Below are 22574 nucleotides of genomic sequence, written 5' to 3'. Positions count from 1 at the left end.
TTACAGGAGCTGAATGTGAAAGACTTATTAAACTTTCTAAAAGCACAGCATAAGACCGAAGAATTTGATGCAATCAAAATCGGTCTATCTTCACCAGACATGATCCGTTCATGGTCTTTTGGTGAAGTTAAAAAGCCGGAAACAATTAACTATCGTACGTTCAAACCTGAACGTGATGGTCTGTTCTGTGCACGTATTTTTGGTCCAGTTAAAGACTACGAATGTCTTTGTGGCAAATACAAGCGCCTGAAGCACCGTGGTGTTATCTGTGAGAAGTGTGGCGTTGAAGTTACACAAACTAAAGTTCGTCGTGACCGTATGGGCCACATCGAGCTAGCTTCACCAGTTGCTCACATCTGGTTCCTAAAATCACTGCCGTCTCGTATCGGTCTACTAATGGATATCCCTCTACGTGATATCGAACGTGTTCTTTACTTCGAGATGTACGTAGTAACTGAACCAGGTATGACTGATCTAGAAAAATCTCAGATGCTTACTGAAGAAGAGTATCTGGATCGTCTAGAAGAGTGGGGTGACGAATTTACTGCTAAGATGGGTGCTGAAGCGATCAAAGATCTGCTTGCAACAATGGACCTTCATCAAGAAGTGGAAGAAATGCGCGAAGAGTTAGAAACGACTAACTCAGAAACTAAGCGTAAAAAAGTTACTAAGCGCCTGAAGCTAGTTGAAGCGTTCATTGCATCGGGTAACGATCCGCAATGGATGATTCTGACTGTACTTCCGGTTCTGCCGCCAGATCTACGTCCTCTAGTACCACTAGATGGCGGTCGTTTTGCGACTTCAGATCTGAACGACCTTTACCGTCGTGTGATCAACCGTAACAACCGTTTGAAGCGCCTTCTAGAGCTAGCTGCTCCGGACATCATCGTACGTAACGAAAAGCGTATGCTGCAAGAGTCTGTTGATGCACTTCTAGATAACGGTCGTCGTGGTCGTGCTATCACTGGTTCTAACAAGCGTCCTCTGAAATCTCTTGCTGATATGATCAAGGGTAAACAAGGTCGTTTCCGTCAGAACCTTCTAGGTAAACGTGTAGACTACTCTGGCCGTTCTGTAATCACAGTAGGTCCATACCTTCGTCTACATCAGTGTGGTCTTCCTAAGAAGATGGCACTTGAGCTATTTAAGCCGTTCATCTACAGCAAGCTAGAAACTCGTGGCATGGCTACGACAATCAAAGCTGCTAAGAAGATGGTAGAGCGCGAAGAAGCTATCGTTTGGGATATCCTGGACGAAGTAATCCGCGAACACCCAGTACTGCTTAACCGTGCACCTACACTTCACCGTCTAGGTATCCAAGCGTTTGAACCAGTACTAATCGAAGGTAAAGCGATTCAGCTTCACCCACTAGTGTGTGCGGCATACAACGCCGACTTCGATGGTGACCAAATGGCGGTACACGTGCCTCTAACTCTAGAAGCACAGCTTGAAGCACGTACACTGATGATGTCGACGAATAACATTCTGTCGCCAGCGTCAGGTGATCCGATCATCGTACCTTCTCAGGACGTTGTATTGGGTCTTTACTACATGACACGTGACAAGATCAACGTGAAAGGCGAAGGTATGTACCTTGCTGGCCCTGCTGAGGCTGAAAAGGCATACCGTACTAAGACTGCTGAGCTACACGCTCGCGTTAAAGTACGTATCACCGAAACTGTAGTAGACGAAGATGGTAACAGCACTACTGAAACGAAGATGGTTGATACAACTGTCGGCCGTGCAATGCTATGGCAAATCGTTCCAGCTGGCCTACCGTACAGCATCGTTAACCAAAAGTTAGGTAAGAAGCAGATCTCTACTCTTCTTAACGAGTGTTACCGTAAGCTTGGTCTAAAAGATACAGTAGTATTTGCTGACCAAATCATGTACGCAGGTTTTGCATACGCTGCACTTTCTGGTGTTTCTGTAGGTATCGACGATATGGTTGTACCTCAAGCGAAATACGATGAAATTGAATCTGCTGAAGAAGAAGTTCGCGAAATCCAAGAGCAATTCCAATCTGGTCTTGTTACTGCGGGTGAGCGTTACAACAAAGTTATCGATATCTGGGCATCTACGAATGACCGCGTTGCGAAAGCAATGATGGATAACCTATCTTCTGAAACAGTTATCAACCGTGACGGCGAAGAAGAACAGCAAGAATCGTTCAACAGCATCTACATGATGGCCGACTCGGGCGCACGTGGTTCTGCAGCTCAGATTCGTCAGCTAGCAGGTATGCGTGGTCTGATGGCGCGTCCAGATGGTTCAATCATCGAAACGCCGATCACAGCGAACTTTAAAGAAGGTCTAAACGTCCTTCAGTACTTTATCTCAACGCACGGTGCTCGTAAGGGTCTTGCGGATACAGCACTGAAAACAGCAAACTCGGGTTACCTAACTCGTCGTCTAGTAGACGTTGCTCAAGACGTTGTAGTACACGAACATGACTGTGGCACGCATGAAGGTATCGACATGATGCCTCACATCGAAGGTGGTGACGTTAAAGTTGCACTTTCTGAGCTTGCTCTAGGTCGTGTAGTAGCTGAAGACGTTCTTAAGCCTGGTACTGAAGATGTACTGATTCCACGTAATACTCTGATTGATGAGAAGTGGTGTCAAATCATGGAAGACAACTCAGTAGATAGCATGAAAGTGCGCTCTGTTGTTACCTGTGATGCAGACTTCGGTTGTTGTGCACAGTGTTACGGTCGTGACCTAGCACGTGGTCACCTAGTGAACCAAGGTGAAGCAGTTGGTGTTATCGCTGCACAATCTATCGGTGAACCGGGTACACAGCTAACGATGCGTACGTTCCACATCGGTGGTGCGGCATCTACTGCAGCAGCAGAGAACAGCATCCAAGCTAAGACAACAGGTACTGTGAAACTTCACAATGCTAAGTTCGTAGTTAACAAAGATAAGAAACTGGTTATCACTTCTCGTGCATCTGAGATGACGATTATTGATGAATTCGGCCGTACTAAAGAGAAGCACAAACTTCCTTACGGTTCGATGCTAACCAAAGGCGACAACGCAGCAGTTACTGCTGGTGAAGTTGTAGCTAACTGGGAAGCGCATACCATGCCAATCATCACTGAAGTGGCAGGTCGTATCCAATTCGTAGATATGATCGATGGTATTACAGTTTCTCGTCAAACTGACGATCTAACGGGTCTTTCTTCAAGTGAAGTTACAGACGCAGCAGCTCGCCCAGCAGCAGGTAAAGATATGCGTCCAGCTATCAAACTTGTTGATGAGCAAGGTAACGACGTAATGATCCCTGGTACTGATATGCCAGCTCACTACTTCCTACCTGGCAAAGCGATTGTAAACATCGAAGATGGCGCTGAAGTTGGCATCGGTGACACACTATCTCGTATCCCTCAAAAATCGAGCGGAAACAAAGATATCACCGGTGGTCTACCACGCGTAGCTGACCTATTCGAAGCTCGTAAGCCTAAAGAGCCTGCGATCCTTGCTGAGCACACAGGTACTGTGTCTTTCGGTAAAGAAACGAAAGGTAAGCGTCGTCTAGTAATCACTCGTGAAGGCGGTGACGCTTACGAAGAGATGATTCCTAAGCATCGTCAATTGAACGTGTTCGAAGGTGAGAAGATTGAACGTGGTGATGTAATCGCCGACGGTCCTGAAACTCCACACGATATCCTGCGTCTACGTGGTATCCACGCAGTAACTCAGTACATCGCGAACGAAGTTCAAGAAGTTTACCGCTTACAAGGCGTAAAGATTAACGATAAGCACATCGAGACTATCGTTCGTCAAATGCTACGTAAGTGTACAATCACTCATTCTGGTGACTCTCCGTTCCTACCTGGCGAACAAGTTGAGTACCACAATGTTAAGATTGCTAACCGTAAGCTAGAAGCTGAAGGTAAAGAACTAGTACGTTTCGAACGTGATCTACTAGGTATTACTAAAGCATCTCTTGCAACTGAGTCATTCATCTCAGCTGCATCGTTCCAAGAAACGACTCGCGTACTAACAGAAGCTGCGGTTTCTGGTAAGCGTGATGACCTTCGCGGTCTGAAAGAGAACGTAATTGTTGGTCGTCTGATCCCAGCTGGTACTGGTTTCGCATACCACCAAGAGCGTCAAAAACAACGTGAAGAAGAGCAAGAAGGTCCTTCAGCTGAACAAGCTACTGACAATCTAGCAGCACTTCTAAACGCTGGTTTCTCTTCAGAAGAGTAAGCTCTACGAGTAGTCTCTAAGAGATAAGAAAAAGGCACCTTCGGGTGCCTTTTTTGTATCTGGCGTATTGGTATTTAGCTATGACTTATAAAGTGATAGGTGTGCTTATCTAGCTGGTGAGGTTGGATTTATGTCCTGAAGAGTGCTCTTTGAGGCCAGTAAGATAAAGGGTAGAGATGATTAGGCTGATTAGGGCTGTAACCATATGCTTATGGCTAAAGGTCAGGGCGAGCGAGTAAGCTCTGTCTGAAAGGTTCTGGGTAGTTTGGATAACCTTACAGACAAAACAAAAAGCTTGCACAGAGGCAAGCTTATTAAGGATTCGGCTAACTAAGCGCCTGGTGGAATCGCTAAACTGTCTGCAATAAGCTGGATAAGATTATCTTCTACTTCAAAACGTAGTTCGAGTAGTTCACCTATTTTGGACATATCTCCTTCGAAGTTAGGCAACTCATCGTCTGCATTTACTTTAACGTACTTATCATTGAATTCTAGAAGCGGCTCGGTTGTAAGTACGATCTTCGCGTAAGTTGTATCAATCTCGTCATTGGTTTTAAAGCCTGTTGCTTGCCATTTTTTCATGACCATATCGTAGATCTTAAAATGACCCTCTGAGATATAATCGACAACATGATCACAGAATGAGCTTATTTCTTTAGGGGAAGGGAGTTCAACAACGTTTGATTGCCCGTTGCTAGCTGGCTGCAGGGCACCTAGCTTACAATACTCAACGATTAGAGACTGTCGAGTTTCGAGCCAATGATCGATGACCTCATTAGAGCCACCCCATTGTTCTTGTATTTGTTTGAATTTATTTAGCATGACCATGTCCTCATGATCTGATCACAACCTTGTGATCAAGTAATTGCCTAAGCAGGGTCCGTTTTATTGGTAGCTACTAAAATTAATAGCTTGAAATATTCTCTGCTACAACTCTAGTATGAAATTAGATTGCCAGTAAAATGAACGAACTGCAAGCAATGAGGCATAGGGATGTTAAAAAAAAGTGATAACAAAATGACAGAGCAAGCTTATTGGTGCGTCGTTTCTGGTAGTGATATTTGGGTTAATAATGATCAGTTTCCGTTTGGCTCTGCTGAAGAGCTTGGGCTGAGTGTGGAGCATGCAATCTGTATTGGTCAGCATCAAGGTCGCAAGGTGTATTGGCTCAACGATTGTGATGTGGAGAATGAGCTGAGCATGGTCAGCCTAAGAGAGTTACTGCACTGGCCTGAAGTGAGTTTCTTGACTGCAAGCAAAGCCATCCAATATGGGCATATGACTCAAAGTATGCGTTTTTGCCCTCAGTGTGGTGGTCGAAATCATCTCAACCATAACCAGGTGGCGATGCAGTGTGGAGATTGCCGCACACTTCATTATCCTCGTATCTTCCCGTGCATCATTGTCGCTGTACGAAACGACAACAAGATATTGCTTGCGCAGCACCCAAGACATAAGACAGGTATGTATACCGTGATAGCGGGCTTCCTAGAGGTCGGAGAGACCTTAGAGCAGTGTGTGGCAAGAGAAGTCAAAGAAGAAACGGGTATCGATGTCGATAATATTCGTTATTTTGGCAGCCAGCCATGGGCGTTTCCATCGAGTATGATGATGGGCTTTCTCGCAGATTATGCTGGTGGTACGCTCAAGCCTGACTACAGCGAGCTATCGGATGCTCAATGGTTTGACGTAACAAGCCTGCCTGATGTTGCTCCTGTTGGAACCATTGCGAGACAGTTGATTGAGAAAACCGTTGATGACGTGATGAAAGATGGTGTGACTGAGCAGATACTAGAGCACTAATTTGCCTGTGATAGTATTTGGCCTATGGGTGATCAAAAGCTAAAAAAAACCCTCCACAAGTGGAGGGGGTAAGTAAGATGTCGTTATGAGATGCTGAGTAGTGACTACTCAGATGTTATAATTGTAATTTTCGCTAGCGAACAAATTTTTAACATGCTCCCGTAATTGGGTGCAAATTAAGCATTGATTTAAAAGTTAATAACTTGATCTAGGTTGCAAAGCACAAAGCTTTTACCCTTCAATCAGTGTTAGAATACTTGCCATCAAAACTAGACAAGATTGAATTGGAATTTAACGGAATGACCGAATTAAAAAACGATCGCTATTTACGCGCACTTTTAAAACAGCCTGTTGATTACACACCGGTATGGATGATGCGCCAAGCTGGCCGCTATCTTCCTGAATACAAAGCAACGCGCGCTGAAGCGGGCGATTTCATGTCTTTGTGCAAAAACGCGGAACTGGCATCAGAAGTAACACTTCAACCTTTACGTCGTTTCCCGCTTGATGCGGCAATCTTGTTCTCAGACATCCTAACTATCCCTGATGCAATGGGCTTAGGTTTGTACTTTGAAACAGGTGAAGGTCCTAAGTTTGAGCGTCCTATCACGTGTAAAGCTGACGTAGAGAAGATTGGCCTACCTGATCCAGAAGGCGAGCTTCAATACGTAATGAATGCCGTTCGTCAGATCCGTAAAGACCTGAAAGGCGAAGTGCCACTGATTGGTTTCTCTGGTAGCCCATGGACTCTAGCGACATACATGGTTGAAGGTGGAAGCTCTAAAGCATTCACTAAGATCAAGAAGATGATGTACGCAGAACCACAAACGCTGCACCTGCTTCTAGACAAGCTGGCTGACAGTGTTATCGAATACTTGAACGCGCAAATTAAAGCGGGTGCTCAATCGGTAATGGTATTTGATACATGGGGTGGTGTACTGACTCCTCGTGACTACAACCTATTCTCACTGCAATACATGCACAAAATCGTTGATGGCCTAATCCGTGAAAACGAAGGTCGTCGAGTACCGGTTACTCTGTTCACTAAGAACGGTGGCATGTGGCTTGAGTCTATCGCAGCAACAGGTTGTGATGCGGTTGGTCTAGACTGGACAATCAACATCGCAGATGCAAAAGCTCGCATCGGCGACAAAGTTGCTCTGCAAGGCAACATGGATCCTTCAATGCTTTACGCTCAGCCTGAACGTATTCGCGAAGAAGTGGGCAGCATCCTTGAAGGCTTCGGCGACGGTGGTACAGGTCATGTATTTAACCTAGGCCACGGTATCCACTTAGATGTACCGCCAGAGAACGCTGGTGTATTCGTTGACGCTGTTCACGAATTGTCTAAGCCTTACCACAAGTAATTCTGAGTAAGATTATTGAAAGCGCTGTTGGGAAACCAACAGCGCTTTTTTATTGCCTGAAATTGGCATTTGATGGCGGTTTAATCTTGTTGTGTGCAGTTAATTAGGTATTTGGATCATGGTAGGCCAAATGCTCAGAGATGTGTTTCCTGATATAAGGAATGACTTCACTTTCAAACCAAGGGTTCTTCTTGAGCCAGATATTATTGCGTGGCGAAGGGTGGGGTAATGGCAAAAACTCAGGCGCCCACCTTTGCCAATCACGCACGGTTTCGGTCAATGTGCTGGTGGTCTTGTTTGTTAGGTAATGGTTTTGTGCGTACTGGCCAATCAGCAGTGTCATTTGAATATTGGGTAGAGATTGCAGCACTTTGTTATGCCAAAGCTCCGCGCACTCTTTGCGTGGTGGAAGATCACCACTTTTCCCTTTCCCCGGATAACAAAACCCCATAGGCACAATCGCGACTTTTTGCTCGTCGTAAAAAGTATCGCTATCTATCCCTAACCATCCTCTTAATCGTTCGCCACTCGCGTCATTCCAAGGGATCGACGACTCATGCACCTTGATACCCGGCGCTTGACCTATGATCAGCAAGCGCGCGTTTGGATGCGCTTGAATCACCGGGTTAGCACCGTGTGATAGGTGAGGCTCACAAGCTCGGCATTGTCGAATCTCTTTAAGTAACGAAGAGGACATCAGTAACCTTTTTCAAAATCGATGACATGATTAAGTGTAAAGCCATCTCGCCACTGTTTGTAATTCTCTGCGAAGATCTCGACTACTTGTCTTGGCTCACTGAGTGCAGCGATGTGTGGAGTGATGGTGACTTGCGGTAGTTTCCAGAAAGGGTGTTCCTGAGAGAGGGGTTCACTTTCAAACACATCTAAAAATGCGTGTTCTACCCATCTGTTTTTTATGGCGAGCAACAAGGCTTTATTGTCGATGCTTTCCCCTCGACCGACATTAAACAGCAACACATTAGAGCAGTAACCTAACGTGGTTTGGTTCAACAGCTGATAGGTTTCAGCGGTTGATGGCAAGGTGTTGACCACAATATCGGCCTGCTTAAGGGCAGCCTCTATCTCATTGATGTGGAAAGTCTCTTTAAAGGTTTCTTGTTTGGATGGGATGCCGGTACGGTTGACACCTATGGTATGAATACCAAAAGCCGCCGCGGTTTTTGCCAAATGACTGCCGATTGAACCTGTTCCTAAAATCACCATAGTTTTGTCAGTTAGGCTAGTATAAAGCTGTGGCTGCCAGTTTCGTTGTTGTTGATGCTGGTGGTAATGAGGGAAGTGTCTACAGTGACTGATTGTGTAACCCAATACGTATTCTGCGATAGCCGGACCAAAGATGCCTTTGACGTTGGTTAGCGTATAGTCCTGACGCAGATCTGGCTGAGTGAGTTTATTGATTCCGGCATAGGTACTCTGTACCCAGTCTAGCTCTTTAAACTCGCCGAGGCGTTCTGCGATTAGAGGTGGTGACGCCAAGACAATCTGTGCTGATTCGGGGTTTTGAGTGATTTCTAGGTCGGGTAAATCCTGGTTTAGAATCAGTTGCGTATAGGTATCGTCATGCTCAGTAAGAATATAGAGCTTATTCGTAAAATTGTTCATCGGCTTACCTTTTCCCCCCAGGGTTTATCAAGTACACTTTCGCTGTCTTTTTCTGCAATTATTGAGTGACTATGCTTCAGAATCCACTGCAGGTTCGTCTTGAAAAGTTAGAACCTTGGCAACAAATTACCTTTATGGCGTGTCTATGTGAGCGTATGTACCCTAACTATGCCATGTTTTGTGAGAATACAGAATTTGCGGAAGCTCGAATCTATCGTGATGTTTTGGATAGCATTTGGGAAATCCTGACGGTTAAAACAGCAAAGGTGAACTTTGAGCGTCAACTTGAGAAGGTTGAAGAGCTATTCCCTAGCGGTGATGATTTTGATTTTTATGGTGTTTACCCAGCAATGGATGCATGCCAAGGCCTAGCAACGCTAATTCATGGTCTGCTTGACCGTGAACATATGTTGGAAGCGGTAATTAAAGTGAGTCAACAATCGGTGAAGACGGTTGCTGAGCTTGAGTTTGCTCAAGGCGCTGAAGAAGTGACGAACGAAAACCAGAAAGAAAACGAAGCGGTGTGTGAAGAGTGGGACGTTCAGTGGGCCATTTTCCGACCTCTACGTGAAACGACTGAGCGTGACTTAGAGCTGATCAAAGACCTACGCCACGAACTGCGTGAAGACCCAGTCAGTAACATTGGTGTTGCGCTATAATTCGCTATTGCACCAAGGTACGAATAAAAACAAAGGCTCCCTAGGGAGCCTTTGTGGTATCTGACGGTATCAAATTTAGATTAAGCGTCTTTTTTGTCTTCGTTCTACACTTTGTCTTTTGATGCCTTATCTTTTGATGCCTTATCTTTTGATGCCTTATCTTTTGATGCGTCGTCGTCATTCGTTGATTTTGCATCTGAAGAGTCGTTGTCTGCTGGAGTTTCTTCCTCGTCCTCGTCATCGCGGTTTTCGATAACACCGTGTGTCTCTTTCCACTTCTCCCAGCGTTGGAACGCCAGTTCTTGCATGTCAGTCGTCTTATCCGCTTCGTCGACAATCTCTTCGCCCACTAGGTGCTCAAAGATGTCTTCTAGGGTGATGATGCCCTGAATAGTGCCGTATTCGTCCACAACTAAAGACAGTTGCAGGCGGTTTGCCATCATCTGGTCAAAGGCCTTAGCCAAGCCCATGTTGTTCAGCAACACGTGGATAGGGCGCATTACTTCACCCAAAGCTTTCTCACCACAACCGGCTTGCTGCAATCTAAACAGCTCTAAGCGGTGAACAAAACCGATGATGTTGTCACTCTGCTCGCTGTAAACCAGCGGACGTGAGAATGGCGTGTCTTTATGTTGTTCTAGGAACGTATTCACACTCATTTCCGCATCAACACGGAATACCACTGGGCGCGGCGTCATTACCTGAGTCACGGGTACATCTTGAATACCCAGTAGGTTGCTCAGGATTTTTGACTCGCCTTCTGCAAATTCACCGCTCTCTTTTGCCAAAATCGCCATTGCAGATAACTCATCACGCATTTTTGGTGCTTGGTGGCCACGAGCAAGACGTTTGGTGATCTGTTCTGAGAACCATACAAACGGTGTTAGGAAGAACACCATCCAACGAAGCACGCTTGCCGAAGCAGGAGCAAGTTGACGCCAGTAGGTTGCACCAATGGTTTTTGGAACAATCTCAGATAATACCAAGATACCTAGCGTTAGCACGGCAGAGAAGACACCTAACCATTGGCTACCAAAAACGACAGCCGCTTGTGCACCTGCTGTCGCAGCACCGATAGTATGGGCGATGGTGTTGAGCGTTAAAATTGACGCAAGCGGGCGGTCAATATCTGTTTTCAGTTTGTCTAAAGACTCTGCTGCAGGGTGCCCATTTTGTTTTAGTTGAGCAATGTAGCTCGGACTAATACTCAAAAGTACAGCTTCCAAAACAGAACAAATGAAAGAAACTCCAATAGCAATGGAGACGTAAATAGATAGCAGCAGCATGTTTGCCCTTAAATTAAATTGTACGCTTTAGCAGCGATTCAGCGTGGATTATAGTGAAAAAGTAGTGGCTAGGTCATCATTAATTTTGCTCTCAGCCCCTTTTAAACAAGGGCTTGCTTAATAAAATCAGTAACAAATTGTGAGTTATTACTCATATTATGGCTAAAACTACGGCATTAGAGCTAAAGATCGACGACAAACCTTTGCCAGATGGGGCATTTATGTTTTAGAGTGAATTGAATTCAAAAATACAAAGAAGGGAAACCTAAAATGAACAAGACTCAATTAATCGACTTTATTGCTGAAAAAGCGGACCTTTCTAAAGCACAAGCTAAAGCTGCTCTAGAAGCGACTCTTGGCGGTGTTACAGATGCTCTTAAAGATGGCGATCAAGTTCAGCTAATTGGTTTTGGTACTTTTAAAGTAAACCACCGTGCAGCTCGCACTGGTCGTAACCCAAAAACTGGTGATGAGATCCAAATCGCTGCTGCAAATGTTCCAGCATTTGTTGCAGGTAAAGCGCTGAAAGATTCAGTGAAATAATCTAAACTGTACCGAGGTAGTCGTATTCCACCTCGGTACAGGTTTTTATGAAAAAAGCATTTCTTCTCGTTTCACTATTATCTACATTTCTTATTGGCTGTTCTTCAACAAGCCCTCGCAAAAACCTAGAGCAATTTGAAACTCACACTGGCGGTCAAGTCATGGGCGACGCGACGAGTTTCTACTGGGTTACAAACAAGCTAACACAACCTCATACTTCAGCTGACTACGTCACTGTCGGCGATTACGGCTGGTACCAAACTGATTATGCTTGGTCAGAAGGCGTGCTTCGAGAATTCATTCGTGAAGGCGAGCAGCGTAACTCTTCGAATGAGCTGGTTCCTTATCGTGTCCATGTGCGTTTCAATAAGTCAGGCGAAGCTGTGTATCAACAGTATCGTATTGATAGCAAAATCTTACCTATCCAAGCTAAGCAACTCGAAAACTACCAGAAAGAAGCTAAGTCGGTTCTAGAGACTACGATGAAGCAGAATGACGAAGGGCTCAGACTGGTTCAGGGTTACTGGGATGGCAGCTCTTTTAAGACGTGCGCTGGTGGTGAATTTGATCGCATTGAATTTAACCAGACCTTACCAAGCTTCGTGATCGACCGATTGGCGTCTGTGGAAAGCTATGCGGCGTTTCTTGGCAGTGACTTACTCGGTAAGATGAGCGTGGAAGAGTTACTGATGCTAGCTGAAGACAGCCATGATTGTGTCGTTAGGCCATCATTGTTGAAAGAATAGCGAGTAATCAAAGGATTGAGAGTATTTGGCCTACTGTAGGCCAAGTGCTGATTTGTCTGTACAGACGCGGATTCCTAGAAAGATTGAGTAATAAAAAAGGCGCCTATTGAGGCGCCTTTTGTTGTTATTCGCTTACTGTCATTTGCTTACTATTATGAAAAGTAAGCGAGTAACCAGATTGATTACTGCTCTTGCTCGCGCGCAATCGCACGGTAACCAATATCATTGCGGTGGAACATACCATTCCAGCTAACTTGCTTCGTCAACGCGTAAGCGCGCTCTTGAGCCTCAGAAACCGTATTGCCCAGTGCTGTTGCACAAAGTACACGACCGCCGTTTGTCACAACGTCGCCAGCTTCATTATTTGTCGTACCCGCGTGGAAAACCTTTTGGCCTTCAACTTCGCTTGTTGGTAGTGAAATAACGTCACCTTTTGCGTAGTCAGCAGGGTAACCGCCAGCCGCAAGAACAACACCGATAGAAGCGCGTGGATCCCACTTCGATTCTGCTTCGTCGAGCTTCTCGTCGATAGCCATTAGGCAAAGTTCAACAAGGTCTGACTCCATACGCATCATGATGGGTTGCGTTTCAGGGTCGCCAAAGCGGCAGTTGTATTCGATAACTTTAGGTGTGCCGTCAGCATCGATCATTAGGCCAGCGTAAAGGAAACCTGTGTAAGGTGCGCCTTCTGCGTCCATACCACGTACCGTTGGGTAGATAACTTCCTCAAGGATACGGTTGTGGATTTCTGGAGTTACAACCGGCGCAGGAGAGTAAGCACCCATGCCGCCCGTGTTTGGCCCAGTGTCTTTGTCGCCAACACGTTTGTGATCTTGGCTGGTGGCCATAGGAAGCACGCTAGAGCCGTCAACCATTACGATGAAGCTTGCTTCTTCGCCTTCGAGGAACTCTTCGATAACAACGCGGCTGCCTGCTTCGCCAAAGGCGTTGCCCGCTAGCATGTCTTTGATTGCGTCTTCTGCTTCTTCAAGGGTCATCGCAACGATAACGCCTTTACCTGCCGCAAGACCGTCAGCTTTCACTACGATAGGAGCGCCTTGCTCGCGAACGTAAGCGATAGCTGGCTCAATCTCAGTGAAGTTTGAGTAGTAACCTGTTGGGATATCATGACGAGCTAGGAAGTCTTTAGTGAATGCTTTAGAGCCTTCAAGCTGTGCTGCAGCTTGAGTAGGGCCGAAGATTGGCAAACCTACTTCGCGGAATGCATCAACCACACCGATAACCAATGGTGCTTCAGGGCCCACGATAGTCAGTTCGATTTTTTTATCTTGAGCAAACGCGACTAAACCAGCGATGTCTTCAACGCCGATGTTTACGTTCTCTAGTTTTGGCTCAAGTGCAGTACCTGCGTTACCTGGAGCGATGAATACTGTTTCAACGTTTGGGTTTTGTGCTGCTTTCCAACCTAGTGCATGCTCACGACCGCCAGCACCAATAATTAATACATTCATTTTATTTTACCTTTGATAGCTTCATCAGATTACCTATTTCGGCGTCAAACATGCTCACTTATAGTCATAAGCTCCGCGTGTTTTCCTTGAACTAGGCAATCTGATTTTGCTCTAAAAATTAAAATTTCTATTAACGTTGATGAGTAAAACGCCAACATTAATGAACGGTTAAACGAATAAAAATGGCTCTAGGAAAACCTAGAGCCTATTCTGATTAGTGGCGGAAGTGACGCATGCCCGTAAAGATCATCGCCATGCCGTGTTCGTCTGCTGCTGCGATAACTTCGTCATCACGCATAGAGCCGCCCGGTTGGATAACACACTTGATGCCAGCCTCTGCAGCCGCGTCGATACCGTCACGGAATGGGAAGAATGCATCTGATGCCATCACACAGCCTTCAACCTGTAGACCTTCGTCTGCAGCTTTGATGCCTGCGATTTTCGCAGAGTAAACGCGGCTCATTTGGCCAGCGCCAACACCAATTGTCATGTCGCCTTTCGAGTAAACGATAGCGTTAGATTTAACGTATTTCGCTACTTTCCAGCAGAATAGAGCATCTTTCAATTCTTCAGCTGTAGGTTGGCGCTTAGAAACCACTTTAAGGTCATCTTCAGACACCATGCCTTGGTCGCGGTCTTGAACTAGCAAACCACCGTTAACGCGTTTAACGTCAAAGCCAGTTGTCTTCGTTGTCCACTCACCACACTCAAGTAGGCGAAGGTTTTTCTTAGCCGCTACGATTGCTACTGCTTCAGCAGAAACTGATGGTGCAATGATAACTTCAACGAATTGACGCTCAGTGATAGCCGTTGCTGTTGCAGCGTCTAGCTCACGGTTGAAAGCGATGATGCCGCCAAATGCAGACGTTGGGTCTGTTTTGAATGCACGGTCGTAAGCTTCTAGGATGTCTTCACCTAGTGCAACACCACATGGGTTAGCGTGCTTAACGATCACACATGCTGGCTGGTCGAACTCTTTCACACACTCAAGTGCTGCGTCGGTGTCAGCGATGTTGTTGTAAGAAAGGGCTTTACCTTGAATCTGGCGAGCTGTAGAAACTGATGCTTCTTCAGGGTTTGCTTCAACGTAGAATGCGGCTGCCTGGTGGCTGTTCTCACCGTAGCGCATGTCTTGCTTCTTCTCGAATTGCTGGTTGAACGTGCGAGGGAATTTGCTCTTGTTTTCAGGAGAAGGTTCGTCACCTTCTTTGTTCTCACCGTAAGATGGAACCATAGTGCCGAAGTAGTTTGCGATCATGCCGTCGTAAGAAGCGGTGTGCTCGAATGCTGCGATAGCGAGGTCGAAGCGAGTCTCTAGTGTTAGAGATTTATCGTTCGTGTCCATTTCAGCGACAACGCGCTCGTAGTCGTGTGCGTTAACAACGATCGTTACGTCTTTGTGGTTTTTCGCTGCAGAGCGAACCATTGTAGGGCCGCCGATGTCGATGTTCTCAACAGCATCAGCAAGGGTACAACCTTCTTTAGCAACGGTTTCTGCGAATGGGTATAGGTTTACAACAACCATATCGATAGGGTTGATACCGTGAGTTTCCATCACGTCATCATCTTGGCCACGACGGCCTAGAACACCACCATGAACTTTTGGGTGCAGAGTCTTAACACGGCCATCCATCATTTCTGGGAAACCAGTGTAGTCAGATACTTCTGTAACAGAGATGCCTTTTTCAGCAAGCAGGCGAGCAGTGCCACCGGTAGATAGGATATCTACACCACGGTTAGCAAGAGCTTGTGCAAATTCAACGATACCAGTTTTGTCTGATACGCTGATTAGAGCGCGGCGAATTGGACGAGCGTTATTCATGCTTCCATCTTCCTCAAATTCATGGGGTTAAAATAAAGATATTTGCCAAAAAAGAACTTGTTTCTATCTTCTTAGCGTGGATTATCTTAGATACCAGTAAGAGATAAAATATTGGCCAGTTTTGGTAAAGACCTTTTGGGTTAGTCTTATGATTAAGCTATAAGATAACCAACTCCAAATTTGATGGCGCAGATTCTAACTAATTTATTACAAAAAAGCTCGCGCAATCGTTTGGCATCTCAAAATTAATTATGAAAAGTGCCATTTCAGCCTGAAAAGTAACGATAAGGTTAATTGTGGAATGGACGAAACAGTAGGAAAAAACATGTTTCAGATCGGTGAATTAGCGAAGCGATGTGGTGTGACAGCCGATACCTTGCGATTTTATGAGAAGAATAACCTGATCGCGCCAGCCAGTCGCAGTGACTCGGGTTATCGCCTATATGATGAAAATAACCAGAAACAGGTGACGTTTATTCTCAAATCTAAAGCGTTGGGGCTGAGTTTGGACGAGATTAAAGAATTGCTTGAGATTCGCCTTGAGGCCACACAGCACAGTTGCGCTGAAGTGAAGTCGATTACCTCAGCAAAGCTAGAGATGATTGATGAGAAGATTACCGAGTTAACTAAGATTCGCACCGCACTTAAAAAGATTAATGATGCGTGTTGTGGTCACGTAGACGATGATGCAAGCCATTGTTCGATTCTAGCAGCCTTGGACTCAGCAAACGTCGACAAAGGTCGCTGCTGTCGCACTGGAGAGTAATCAGCGACTATCACGGATCGACAAGCCAAAAAAAAGCCAAACTCAACAATGAGCTTGGCTTTCAATTCAATAAATTACGAAAGAACGATTAGTTCATGCCGTATTCTCCATATACTTATCTAATCATGTCTAATAGCGCCTTGCCTTACTATTTCTAATGGCCTTACCCCATAAGGCTCATTGTGCGTTCTTATCTAATTGTGTCTAGTCTCGCCTTAGCATATCCTTTTATGTCTAAACACGTATAGGGGTATCCAATAGGGTGTTTCAATACACGCACACGCAAAGACGCGTATAGGGGTAGCCGACAACCGACTTTACCGACTTTAAACCGTTTTTTAATGGTTTTTAAAGACGCGTATAGGGGTAGCCGACAACCGACTTTACCGACTTTAAAGTAAACGGGGTGAACCAATGGCATTAACCGATTCAAAATTGAAAGGCTTGTTGAAGGGACACGACAGCAAGAGGCCGACCAAACACACAGACGGGCTAGGATTTTACGTATTAGCCCACCGCACCGGTGTTGTGACTTTCATGTTCAAATGGAACACACCCGACCGCAAAGAGCGCAACATCAAGTTAGGTGTCTATACCGGCCGATTAGATGGAATCACATTGGCCGCCGCACGCGAGAAAGCCGATCAGTGTCGTGGTTGGGTACGTGAGGGGCGTGATCCTAAGATTGAACTACAGATATTGCGCTCAAACATTCGCAACGCTGTAAGCGTCCGTGAGGCGTTAGAGCATTGGTTTGAAGGTTATGCTGACAAGAAGCGCAAGAACGCCACAAAACACCGCCTACAGTTCGAGAGGCACATATACCCGTATATCGGCGACCTACCCGTTGAAGAAGTGACGACCCGCCATTGGATCAAAGTATTCGAAGACATTAAGAACGGGACGCACCACAGACCCGCACCGGTGGCCGCTGGTTATATCTTCGGCAACGTGAAGCAAGCGCTGATCTATTGTCGTAAACGTCATTTCTGTACGACTCACGCGTTGGATGATTTAACGATCACTGATGTTGGTGAGAAACAAGCCAAGAAAGACCGCGTGCTGTCATGGTCGGAGATCTGCGAGTTGTGGCAGTGGACACACGACGAAAAGCACAACTGGTATTACCGACAGTTAGCGAAACTCTTGATCAGTTTTGGCGCGAGAACCCAAGAAGTGCGATTGAGCAAAATCAAAGAGTGGGATCTTAAAGCTATGGTGTGGGTTTGTCCGAAAGCACACAGCAAGAACGACAAAGAAGTGAGTCGACCAATACCAGACGGGCTAGGGGATTACATCAAGACGTTAATCGCTGAAGCACGACGCAACAAAAGCCCGTACCTATTGGGCGAACTCAAACAAGCCCCTAGCGTGTCCCTGATGGGCGGGAAGCTTCACAAACGCATGTCACATGATAAATGGAACCTTCACGACCTTAGACGCTCACTAGCGACGCATTTAAGTGATGCCGGTATAGAGCCGCACGTTATCGAAAGTCTGTTAGGTCACACGTTGGGCGGTGTCGCTGGTATCTACAACCGAAGCCAGTATTTAGAACAAAAGCGTGCCGCTTTGAATCTATGGCAAAAGAAGCTAACAGCCACCAGCAACCCGAACGCGAACGTCGTTAACTTTAAGTGAACATCTAGCCCGTCTTGTTCAAAAAAGTTTACTGATCAAAGTTCGGATCCTGCGGTTAGGGTTTCTGTCATCCGAAACAATACTTTAATAGACATAAAGAGGTGGCAATATGTCAACGAAACTAATCACATACAAAGAGTTATGCGAACACTTAAACCGCAACTACAAGACGATCCAAGGTTGGGTTCGTGACGGCAAGTTTCCGCAACCGGTACGAGTGAGCGGCCGAACCGTTGGTTGGCGACAAGAAGACGTTGCGCAATGGATCAACGATAACGTGGGGTAAACGACCATGAGTAATTTGTCATTGATTGGGATCGATGAAGAAGCGATCCCAAAGTACGGGACACCAGCCCGACAATTGTTAGATATGTACTTGACCGGTGCGGTTGTCGAAGAAGACGAGATTGTTGAAGTGTTTGGCCGCAACGTTCGCACATTGATACAAGCTTTACGTGGCGATCGTTATAAGAATTGGCGTTTAATCAACATCTGCGACAACGACGGTGTGATTAGTGCGAGACATTTGGATCCACGCCACTTGTCGCAAGACAGAGAACAGGACGCACTAGCAAGAGCGCAGCGACGCAAGGAATTGAAAGAAGTATCACACCGACAGGCGATGAAAGGTGCCGCCCGTGTTGAGCGCGCATTCAATGAACTTGAAGACGCGAATAACGAATTGACCGATCTTGCTTTAGGCAATAAAAAGCCCGTGAGCAAAAACTCACAGGCAAATTAGAGAAATCGGTTAGTGGTCTGAGTTTGGCGACCTATACCACTAACCAACAACAAGGACTATTATAGTAATGAATAACCAGTTATCACAACCCCTTTTAATGACTGTGGGTAAAACGCACAACCAGCGTACTAACTTCACCACAGACGGGCTAGATGCTTTGATCAAAGCGATAGCTAACCCTCAAGACCTCACGATGTACCCACCAGCCGCGAACGGCAAACTGAAGGACGCAAAAGCAAAATGCGCTTGGTTCTTGCCTTCAGACGTCAAAACCAGCAAGAAAAAGAATGATGTTGAATCGCACAATAATTATACAGCGCTGGTGGCTGATGTTGATACGGGCAACCGTGAATTAAGCGCCCTACGTGAAATCTTAGGTGGTGCCGGCATCAACGCATCATACATTTACACCACGTTAAGCAGTAAGGCCGATGATAAACGCTGGCGTGTTGTCGTTCCTATTTCTGACGGGATTGATTGCGATCACTGGGTAGCCCTTCAGAATTACCTTACCCACATTCTTGATGGTGATAGCTGTGTTGGCCGTACTCAACAGATCCATTACAAACCGGCACTTTCAGAATACAACCGTGAGTCATACGACAAGCACGTTGAAGAAGGTGAACCGCTGGACGTGTTTGGATCTGACTTTGCTATTGCGGCGCGTGCTTTCCTTATCGAAACACTTGAGAGCGAACCACCGGCACTTTCAAAGCCGAAGATTCAATTCACTGGAACCCAGTTAAGCCCGATTGATGCGTTTAACAACGATAACGAATGGCCTGATTTGCTTAATCGCTACGGATACCAACAACAAGCCGGTCGTTGGCTTCACCCTGACAGCACAAGCGGTATTGCTGGCGTGTTTATCAGCTACAAGGACGATCCAGACGGGCGCTATGTTTCATCACATGAAAGCGATCCGCTTCACGGCTATTCGCACGACAAGTTTGATTTGTACGTTCAGGGCGAACACAGCGGCGATATTGACGCAGCGTTGAAAGTAGTGGGTGAATCCTACAAGACCGCAGACGGGCTAAGTATCACTAAACACAACCAACGTGAGCACATGGCAAACCTAGAAGAAAAAGTGGCTGGTGGCCTTGTATGGGACGAACCAAGACCGATCGAAGGTAAGCTATCACCCGTTGAAAAGTTCGATCCTGAACTGTTACCGAAGTCATTGCGTAACCATGCGATCCAACATGCTCATATCATGGACAAAGCACCGGTTGATTACGCGGCGGTCAGTCTGATGGTATGTGCTGCCGGTCTTATTGGTAATTCTGTCAAAATCCAACCTAAGCAATTTGTCTATCAATGGACTGAATCCGCTGTGTTGTGGGGCGGGGTGCTAGGCGACCCTTCGAGTAAGAAAACCCCTAGCCTGTCTTGTGGTTTGAAGTTGGTGAAACACGTTCAAAACAAGGTACTCAAGGGTATTTATGCCGACAAAATGAACGAATATGAACTTGCTCTTGAATTCAGTGAGGGGGTAATTGCGAAACTGAACGAAGAAGCGAGTGCGCTATACAAGAACGGTGACAAAGAAGCGGCGTTGAAGTTGAAGGCGCAAGCCCGTGAAGCGCAGCCTGTCAAACCTGACCTACGCGCCCCAATGATCAACGACGCAACGGTTGAAGCGCTTCAACAACACATGCTGACTAACCCGACAGGTGTGATGATGTTCCGTGATGAGTTATCAGGATTATTGGCCGCATTGGAGTTACCAAACCGACAGGGTGAGCGATCGTTTTATCTTGAAGCATTCAATGGTTCAGGTTCATACACTCAAAAACGTATGGGTCGCAAAGAGATTACAATTATTGATCCAACGTTGTCGCTATTGGGAGGTATCCAACCCGCTAAGATCGTCCCGTTATTAGCAAGCCGTGACGAAGGTTCCGGTGACGATGGAATGATCGAACGTCTAACTCAGTTTATGGTTTTCCCTGACTTTGACGGCCTTGAGTACGTTGATACGACCACAAATGAATTCTATGAGGCCGAAGCGAAACTTGCGTTTGAAGGGTTGGCGTATCTTGCCGAAATGGAAGAAAAAGCTGTGTGTAAGTTCGACAAGCAAGCACAAGCGTTGTGGACTGAATACGCCACCAGCATGATCGAACGCGTTAATGGTGCCGACGGTTCTGAAAAGGCCATTCTAGGAAAAATGTCGGCGCTGTGCGCGAAGGTGGCACTGGTGTTACATGTCATTGACGCAACGAAGAATTGGCACGAGGAAGGCGCAGACCGCACCAACCTGAACACGCTAATCAAAAAGTCGACATTAGAACGCGCAATCAAATGGATGGTTTACCTAGAAGGACACACAAAGCGCGTGACCACGTTCTTCAAAGTGGAAACCAACCTTGAAGCGCCACGTTTGTTGATTGAACGTCTAGGTGGTTTTGAGTATTCATTCACCAAACGTGATTTGACCCGTAAGGATTGGCGTGGACTAAAAACCGTTGAAGCGCGTGGCGAGGCAATCAATATCTTGCTTGAACACGGTTACATTCAAGAAGTAGTTACCCCGCAAAAGGGCAGCGGTAAAGACAAGGTTGTTTACTACATTCACCCTAAATTCACTGACGAGTAAATTCACTGTGAACTAAAGTGAACCCAGACAGGCTAGAGATCATAAGGGTTTCTAGCCTTTTTTTGTACCAACCACCAGCCCAGACACCCCGACCAATACCCCAGTTTTTAAATCCGGTTGTCATGCTGGTGGACGTTAAAAAGGATCCCCATGAGCAGACCAATCTTGTCGCTGAAGAAGAAAGCCACACCCGCACCGGTACCAACACCACCAGCCCAACCAATGCCAAAGTCGAACAAACAAGTGCGTCGTGAAGTTGTCAGCGCCCTATTCAAACTGAAGCGTCCGTTCGCGATTGGTATCACAGAGCAATTGATCGAAGCCATGCCTGATGTTGATGTCAAACACATCAAGAGTGGTTTGGCGTGCGTGTGCGGTAGTTACTCATACCTACAATGCGTAACTGATGGTAAGCAGCGTTTCAACCTAGACGGCACTGAGAGCGACAGAGTGAACCATGAGGCTCATATCATTGCGATTGGCCGTTTAAACGCTATCAGAGCCACACACGCAGCCCAGAAAGCGAAAGACAAGGCAACACGCCAAGAGAAACACCAACAAATGCTTGATGAACACGCGCGTCGTAAAGGACTGTGAAACCCTTAGCCTGTCTTGGTGTGAATCAATACCACAGACGGGCTAAGTAATTTACTGACGCATACACGCGCGTATGGTGAATAAAATATTCAAATTTAATAGCAGATAGGATCGAAACTATGAGTGAAGAAAAAGTTGCTGGCGAACAGACGCGATTCAGTAAGGATCGTCAACCGGTACGCAATGGTCGAAAGTCACGCCGTCGAATTGCGATTGAATACATTGAGCACGACGCAATGTTAGGGATCTTGGAAGGTGTTGTTCGCAAGGCATTGGACGGGGATCAAGATTGCCAGTTCTTTATCTTGAACAAAATCTTCAGCAATCCGAAGGCCGTGTTCCAAGGTGTTAGTCATGAGGCTACGAAGTTGAAGTTGGAGAATGAGAAATTGAAGTTGGAAATCGATCAGGTCAAACAATACGGTGCGGAATTAATCGAACTTGTTGAGCAGATCAAAGCGGGGGAACTCGAACAGGTGGCTGGCAGTACGGTTGAATCAACAAAAGTTGGTTGTCCTGAAGTACCAAACTAACAATAAACCGACACTTACACGCGTGCGTTAGCCTCTCACACCCGCACGCACGCGTGAGACAGGTAATAAAATAAGGTACAAAAAATCACCCCCAAGCCCCGCCACCACTACGATCCGACCCTTAAACCGCAACCCTTAAACCGCAACCCTTAAA

At 46.1% G+C, this 22574-nt stretch carries 19 protein-coding genes; 13 read left to right on the top strand and 6 right to left on the bottom strand.

The genetic code is table 11. From position 1 onward, the window contains the following. Positions 1-15: 15 nt before the first annotated feature. Positions 16-4218 (top strand): DNA-directed RNA polymerase subunit beta', encoded by a 4203-nt coding sequence (gene rpoC, locus AB4517_RS09945; protein ID WP_017060527.1) that lies wholly within the window; start codon positions 16-18, stop codon positions 4216-4218. 330 nt (positions 4219-4548) lie between these two features. Here the strand turns inward: rpoC and AB4517_RS09940 are convergent, their stop codons facing one another. After that, positions 4549-5046: an Rsd/AlgQ family anti-sigma factor gene (locus tag AB4517_RS09940; protein WP_032545724.1), complete on the bottom strand. Its 498-nt coding sequence runs from the start codon at positions 5044-5046 to the stop codon at positions 4549-4551. 165 nt (positions 5047-5211) lie between these two features. On the opposite strand from AB4517_RS09940, the gene nudC reads away from it, so the two are divergent. Both nudC and hemE read left to right on the top strand, forming a co-directional pair. Beyond that, positions 5212-6021, top strand: coding sequence for an NAD(+) diphosphatase (gene nudC / locus AB4517_RS09935; RefSeq protein WP_017060529.1), 810 nt, complete (start codon positions 5212-5214; stop codon positions 6019-6021). Positions 6022-6320: 299 nt separating this feature from the next. Continuing rightward, positions 6321-7388, top strand: a complete 1068-nt coding sequence (gene hemE / locus AB4517_RS09930) for a uroporphyrinogen decarboxylase (RefSeq protein ID WP_017060530.1) — start codon at positions 6321-6323, stop codon at positions 7386-7388. 103 nt (positions 7389-7491) lie between these two features. Here hemE and AB4517_RS09925 read toward each other — a convergent pair whose 3' ends face one another. Together AB4517_RS09925 and AB4517_RS09920 are read right to left on the bottom strand one after the other, a co-directional pair. Next, positions 7492-8085 carry a uracil-DNA glycosylase family protein gene (locus AB4517_RS09925; RefSeq protein WP_017065640.1) on the bottom strand — a complete coding sequence of 198 codons (594 nt, stop codon included), beginning with the start codon at positions 8083-8085 and terminating at the stop codon, positions 7492-7494. After that, positions 8085-9011, bottom strand: a complete 927-nt coding sequence (locus AB4517_RS09920) for a D-2-hydroxyacid dehydrogenase (protein ID WP_136977255.1) — start codon at positions 9009-9011, stop codon at positions 8085-8087. The genes AB4517_RS09925 and AB4517_RS09920 overlap by 1 nt, the downstream gene beginning before the upstream one ends. 71 nt (positions 9012-9082) lie before the next feature. Here AB4517_RS09920 and AB4517_RS09915 point away from each other — a divergent pair, with 71 nt between their 5' ends. Continuing rightward, positions 9083-9670, top strand: coding sequence for a YjaG family protein (locus tag AB4517_RS09915; protein ID WP_017062699.1), 588 nt, complete (start codon positions 9083-9085; stop codon positions 9668-9670). Positions 9671-9774: 104 nt separating this feature from the next. Here the strand turns inward: AB4517_RS09915 and AB4517_RS09910 are convergent, their stop codons facing one another. Further along, positions 9775-10956 carry a CNNM domain-containing protein gene (locus AB4517_RS09910; protein WP_372148279.1) on the bottom strand — a complete coding sequence of 394 codons (1182 nt, stop codon included), beginning with the start codon at positions 10954-10956 and terminating at the stop codon, positions 9775-9777. 270 nt (positions 10957-11226) lie between these two features. Between AB4517_RS09910 and hupA the strand changes: the two genes are divergently transcribed. Next, positions 11227-11499, top strand: a complete 273-nt coding sequence (hupA, locus tag AB4517_RS09905) for a nucleoid-associated protein HU-alpha (RefSeq protein WP_004729753.1) — start codon at positions 11227-11229, stop codon at positions 11497-11499. A 47-nt stretch (positions 11500-11546) separates the two neighbouring features. Then, complete coding sequence (locus tag AB4517_RS09900) at positions 11547-12245, top strand: DUF1481 domain-containing protein (protein WP_017068859.1); 699 nt, start codon at positions 11547-11549, stop codon at positions 12243-12245. A gap of 182 nt (positions 12246-12427) precedes the next feature. Here the strand turns inward: AB4517_RS09900 and purD are convergent, their stop codons facing one another. Next, a complete protein-coding gene (gene purD, locus AB4517_RS09895) occupies positions 12428-13717 on the bottom strand; it encodes a phosphoribosylamine--glycine ligase (protein WP_017062702.1) in 1290 nt (429 codons plus the stop codon). A gap of 214 nt (positions 13718-13931) precedes the next feature. After that, positions 13932-15539, bottom strand: coding sequence for a bifunctional phosphoribosylaminoimidazolecarboxamide formyltransferase/IMP cyclohydrolase (purH, locus tag AB4517_RS09890; protein WP_017062703.1), 1608 nt, complete (start codon positions 15537-15539; stop codon positions 13932-13934). 325 nt (positions 15540-15864) lie between these two features. Between purH and zntR the strand changes: the two genes are divergently transcribed. The 7 genes from zntR (at position 15865) to AB4517_RS09855 (ending at position 22420) form a co-directional block, all read left to right on the top strand. Then, complete coding sequence (gene zntR / locus AB4517_RS09885) at positions 15865-16305, top strand: Zn(2+)-responsive transcriptional regulator (protein WP_017062704.1); 441 nt, start codon at positions 15865-15867, stop codon at positions 16303-16305. Between the two features lie 414 nt (positions 16306-16719). Then, positions 16720-17946, top strand: coding sequence for a tyrosine-type recombinase/integrase (locus AB4517_RS09880; RefSeq protein WP_372148278.1), 1227 nt, complete (start codon positions 16720-16722; stop codon positions 17944-17946). 109 nt (positions 17947-18055) lie between these two features. Then, positions 18056-18232: a helix-turn-helix transcriptional regulator gene (locus tag AB4517_RS09875; RefSeq protein WP_372148277.1), complete on the top strand. Its 177-nt coding sequence runs from the start codon at positions 18056-18058 to the stop codon at positions 18230-18232. A 6-nt stretch (positions 18233-18238) separates the two neighbouring features. Next, positions 18239-18688, top strand: a complete 450-nt coding sequence (locus AB4517_RS09870; protein ID WP_372148276.1) for a hypothetical protein — start codon at positions 18239-18241, stop codon at positions 18686-18688. A gap of 67 nt (positions 18689-18755) precedes the next feature. After that, positions 18756-21290, top strand: coding sequence for a YfjI family protein (locus AB4517_RS09865; protein WP_372148275.1), 2535 nt, complete (start codon positions 18756-18758; stop codon positions 21288-21290). A 150-nt stretch (positions 21291-21440) separates the two neighbouring features. Continuing rightward, positions 21441-21887: a ProQ/FINO family protein gene (locus AB4517_RS09860; protein ID WP_372148274.1), complete on the top strand. Its 447-nt coding sequence runs from the start codon at positions 21441-21443 to the stop codon at positions 21885-21887. 119 nt (positions 21888-22006) lie between these two features. Continuing rightward, complete coding sequence (locus tag AB4517_RS09855) at positions 22007-22420, top strand: hypothetical protein (protein ID WP_372148273.1); 414 nt, start codon at positions 22007-22009, stop codon at positions 22418-22420. The last annotated feature ends 154 nt before the right edge of the window (positions 22421-22574 follow it).

This window comes from Vibrio sp. 10N.222.52.C3 (assembly GCF_041474195.1).
In the GTDB taxonomy this organism is placed as follows: domain Bacteria; phylum Pseudomonadota; class Gammaproteobacteria; order Enterobacterales; family Vibrionaceae; genus Vibrio; species Vibrio crassostreae_C.
Note: the sequence above shows the minus strand (reverse complement) of the source record. Positions and strands in the feature narration are given on the sequence as shown.

Excerpts from the sequence above, each read along its gene's own strand:
- AB4517_RS09940 (WP_032545724.1), bottom strand. The coding sequence starts at position 5,046 with ATGGTCATGCTAAATAAATTCAAACAAATACAAGAACAATGGGGTGGC.
- nudC (WP_017060529.1), top strand. The coding sequence starts at position 5,212 with ATGTTAAAAAAAAGTGATAACAAAATGACAGAGCAAGCTTATTGGTGC.
- hemE (WP_017060530.1), top strand. The coding sequence starts at position 6,321 with ATGACCGAATTAAAAAACGATCGCTATTTACGCGCACTTTTAAAACAG.
- AB4517_RS09925 (WP_017065640.1), bottom strand. The coding sequence starts at position 8,085 with ATGTCCTCTTCGTTACTTAAAGAGATTCGACAATGCCGAGCTTGTGAG.
- AB4517_RS09920 (WP_136977255.1), bottom strand. The coding sequence starts at position 9,011 with ATGAACAATTTTACGAATAAGCTCTATATTCTTACTGAGCATGACGAT.
- AB4517_RS09915 (WP_017062699.1), top strand. The coding sequence starts at position 9,083 with ATGCTTCAGAATCCACTGCAGGTTCGTCTTGAAAAGTTAGAACCTTGG.
- AB4517_RS09910 (WP_372148279.1), bottom strand. The coding sequence starts at position 10,956 with ATGCTGCTGCTATCTATTTACGTCTCCATTGCTATTGGAGTTTCTTTC.
- hupA (WP_004729753.1), top strand. The coding sequence starts at position 11,227 with ATGAACAAGACTCAATTAATCGACTTTATTGCTGAAAAAGCGGACCTT.
- AB4517_RS09900 (WP_017068859.1), top strand. The coding sequence starts at position 11,547 with ATGAAAAAAGCATTTCTTCTCGTTTCACTATTATCTACATTTCTTATT.
- purD (WP_017062702.1), bottom strand. The coding sequence starts at position 13,717 with ATGAATGTATTAATTATTGGTGCTGGCGGTCGTGAGCATGCACTAGGT.
- purH (WP_017062703.1), bottom strand. The coding sequence starts at position 15,539 with ATGAATAACGCTCGTCCAATTCGCCGCGCTCTAATCAGCGTATCAGAC.
- zntR (WP_017062704.1), top strand. The coding sequence starts at position 15,865 with ATGTTTCAGATCGGTGAATTAGCGAAGCGATGTGGTGTGACAGCCGAT.
- AB4517_RS09880 (WP_372148278.1), top strand. The coding sequence starts at position 16,720 with ATGGCATTAACCGATTCAAAATTGAAAGGCTTGTTGAAGGGACACGAC.
- AB4517_RS09875 (WP_372148277.1), top strand. The coding sequence starts at position 18,056 with ATGTCAACGAAACTAATCACATACAAAGAGTTATGCGAACACTTAAAC.
- AB4517_RS09870 (WP_372148276.1), top strand. The coding sequence starts at position 18,239 with ATGAGTAATTTGTCATTGATTGGGATCGATGAAGAAGCGATCCCAAAG.
- AB4517_RS09865 (WP_372148275.1), top strand. The coding sequence starts at position 18,756 with ATGAATAACCAGTTATCACAACCCCTTTTAATGACTGTGGGTAAAACG.
- AB4517_RS09860 (WP_372148274.1), top strand. The coding sequence starts at position 21,441 with ATGAGCAGACCAATCTTGTCGCTGAAGAAGAAAGCCACACCCGCACCG.
- AB4517_RS09855 (WP_372148273.1), top strand. The coding sequence starts at position 22,007 with ATGAGTGAAGAAAAAGTTGCTGGCGAACAGACGCGATTCAGTAAGGAT.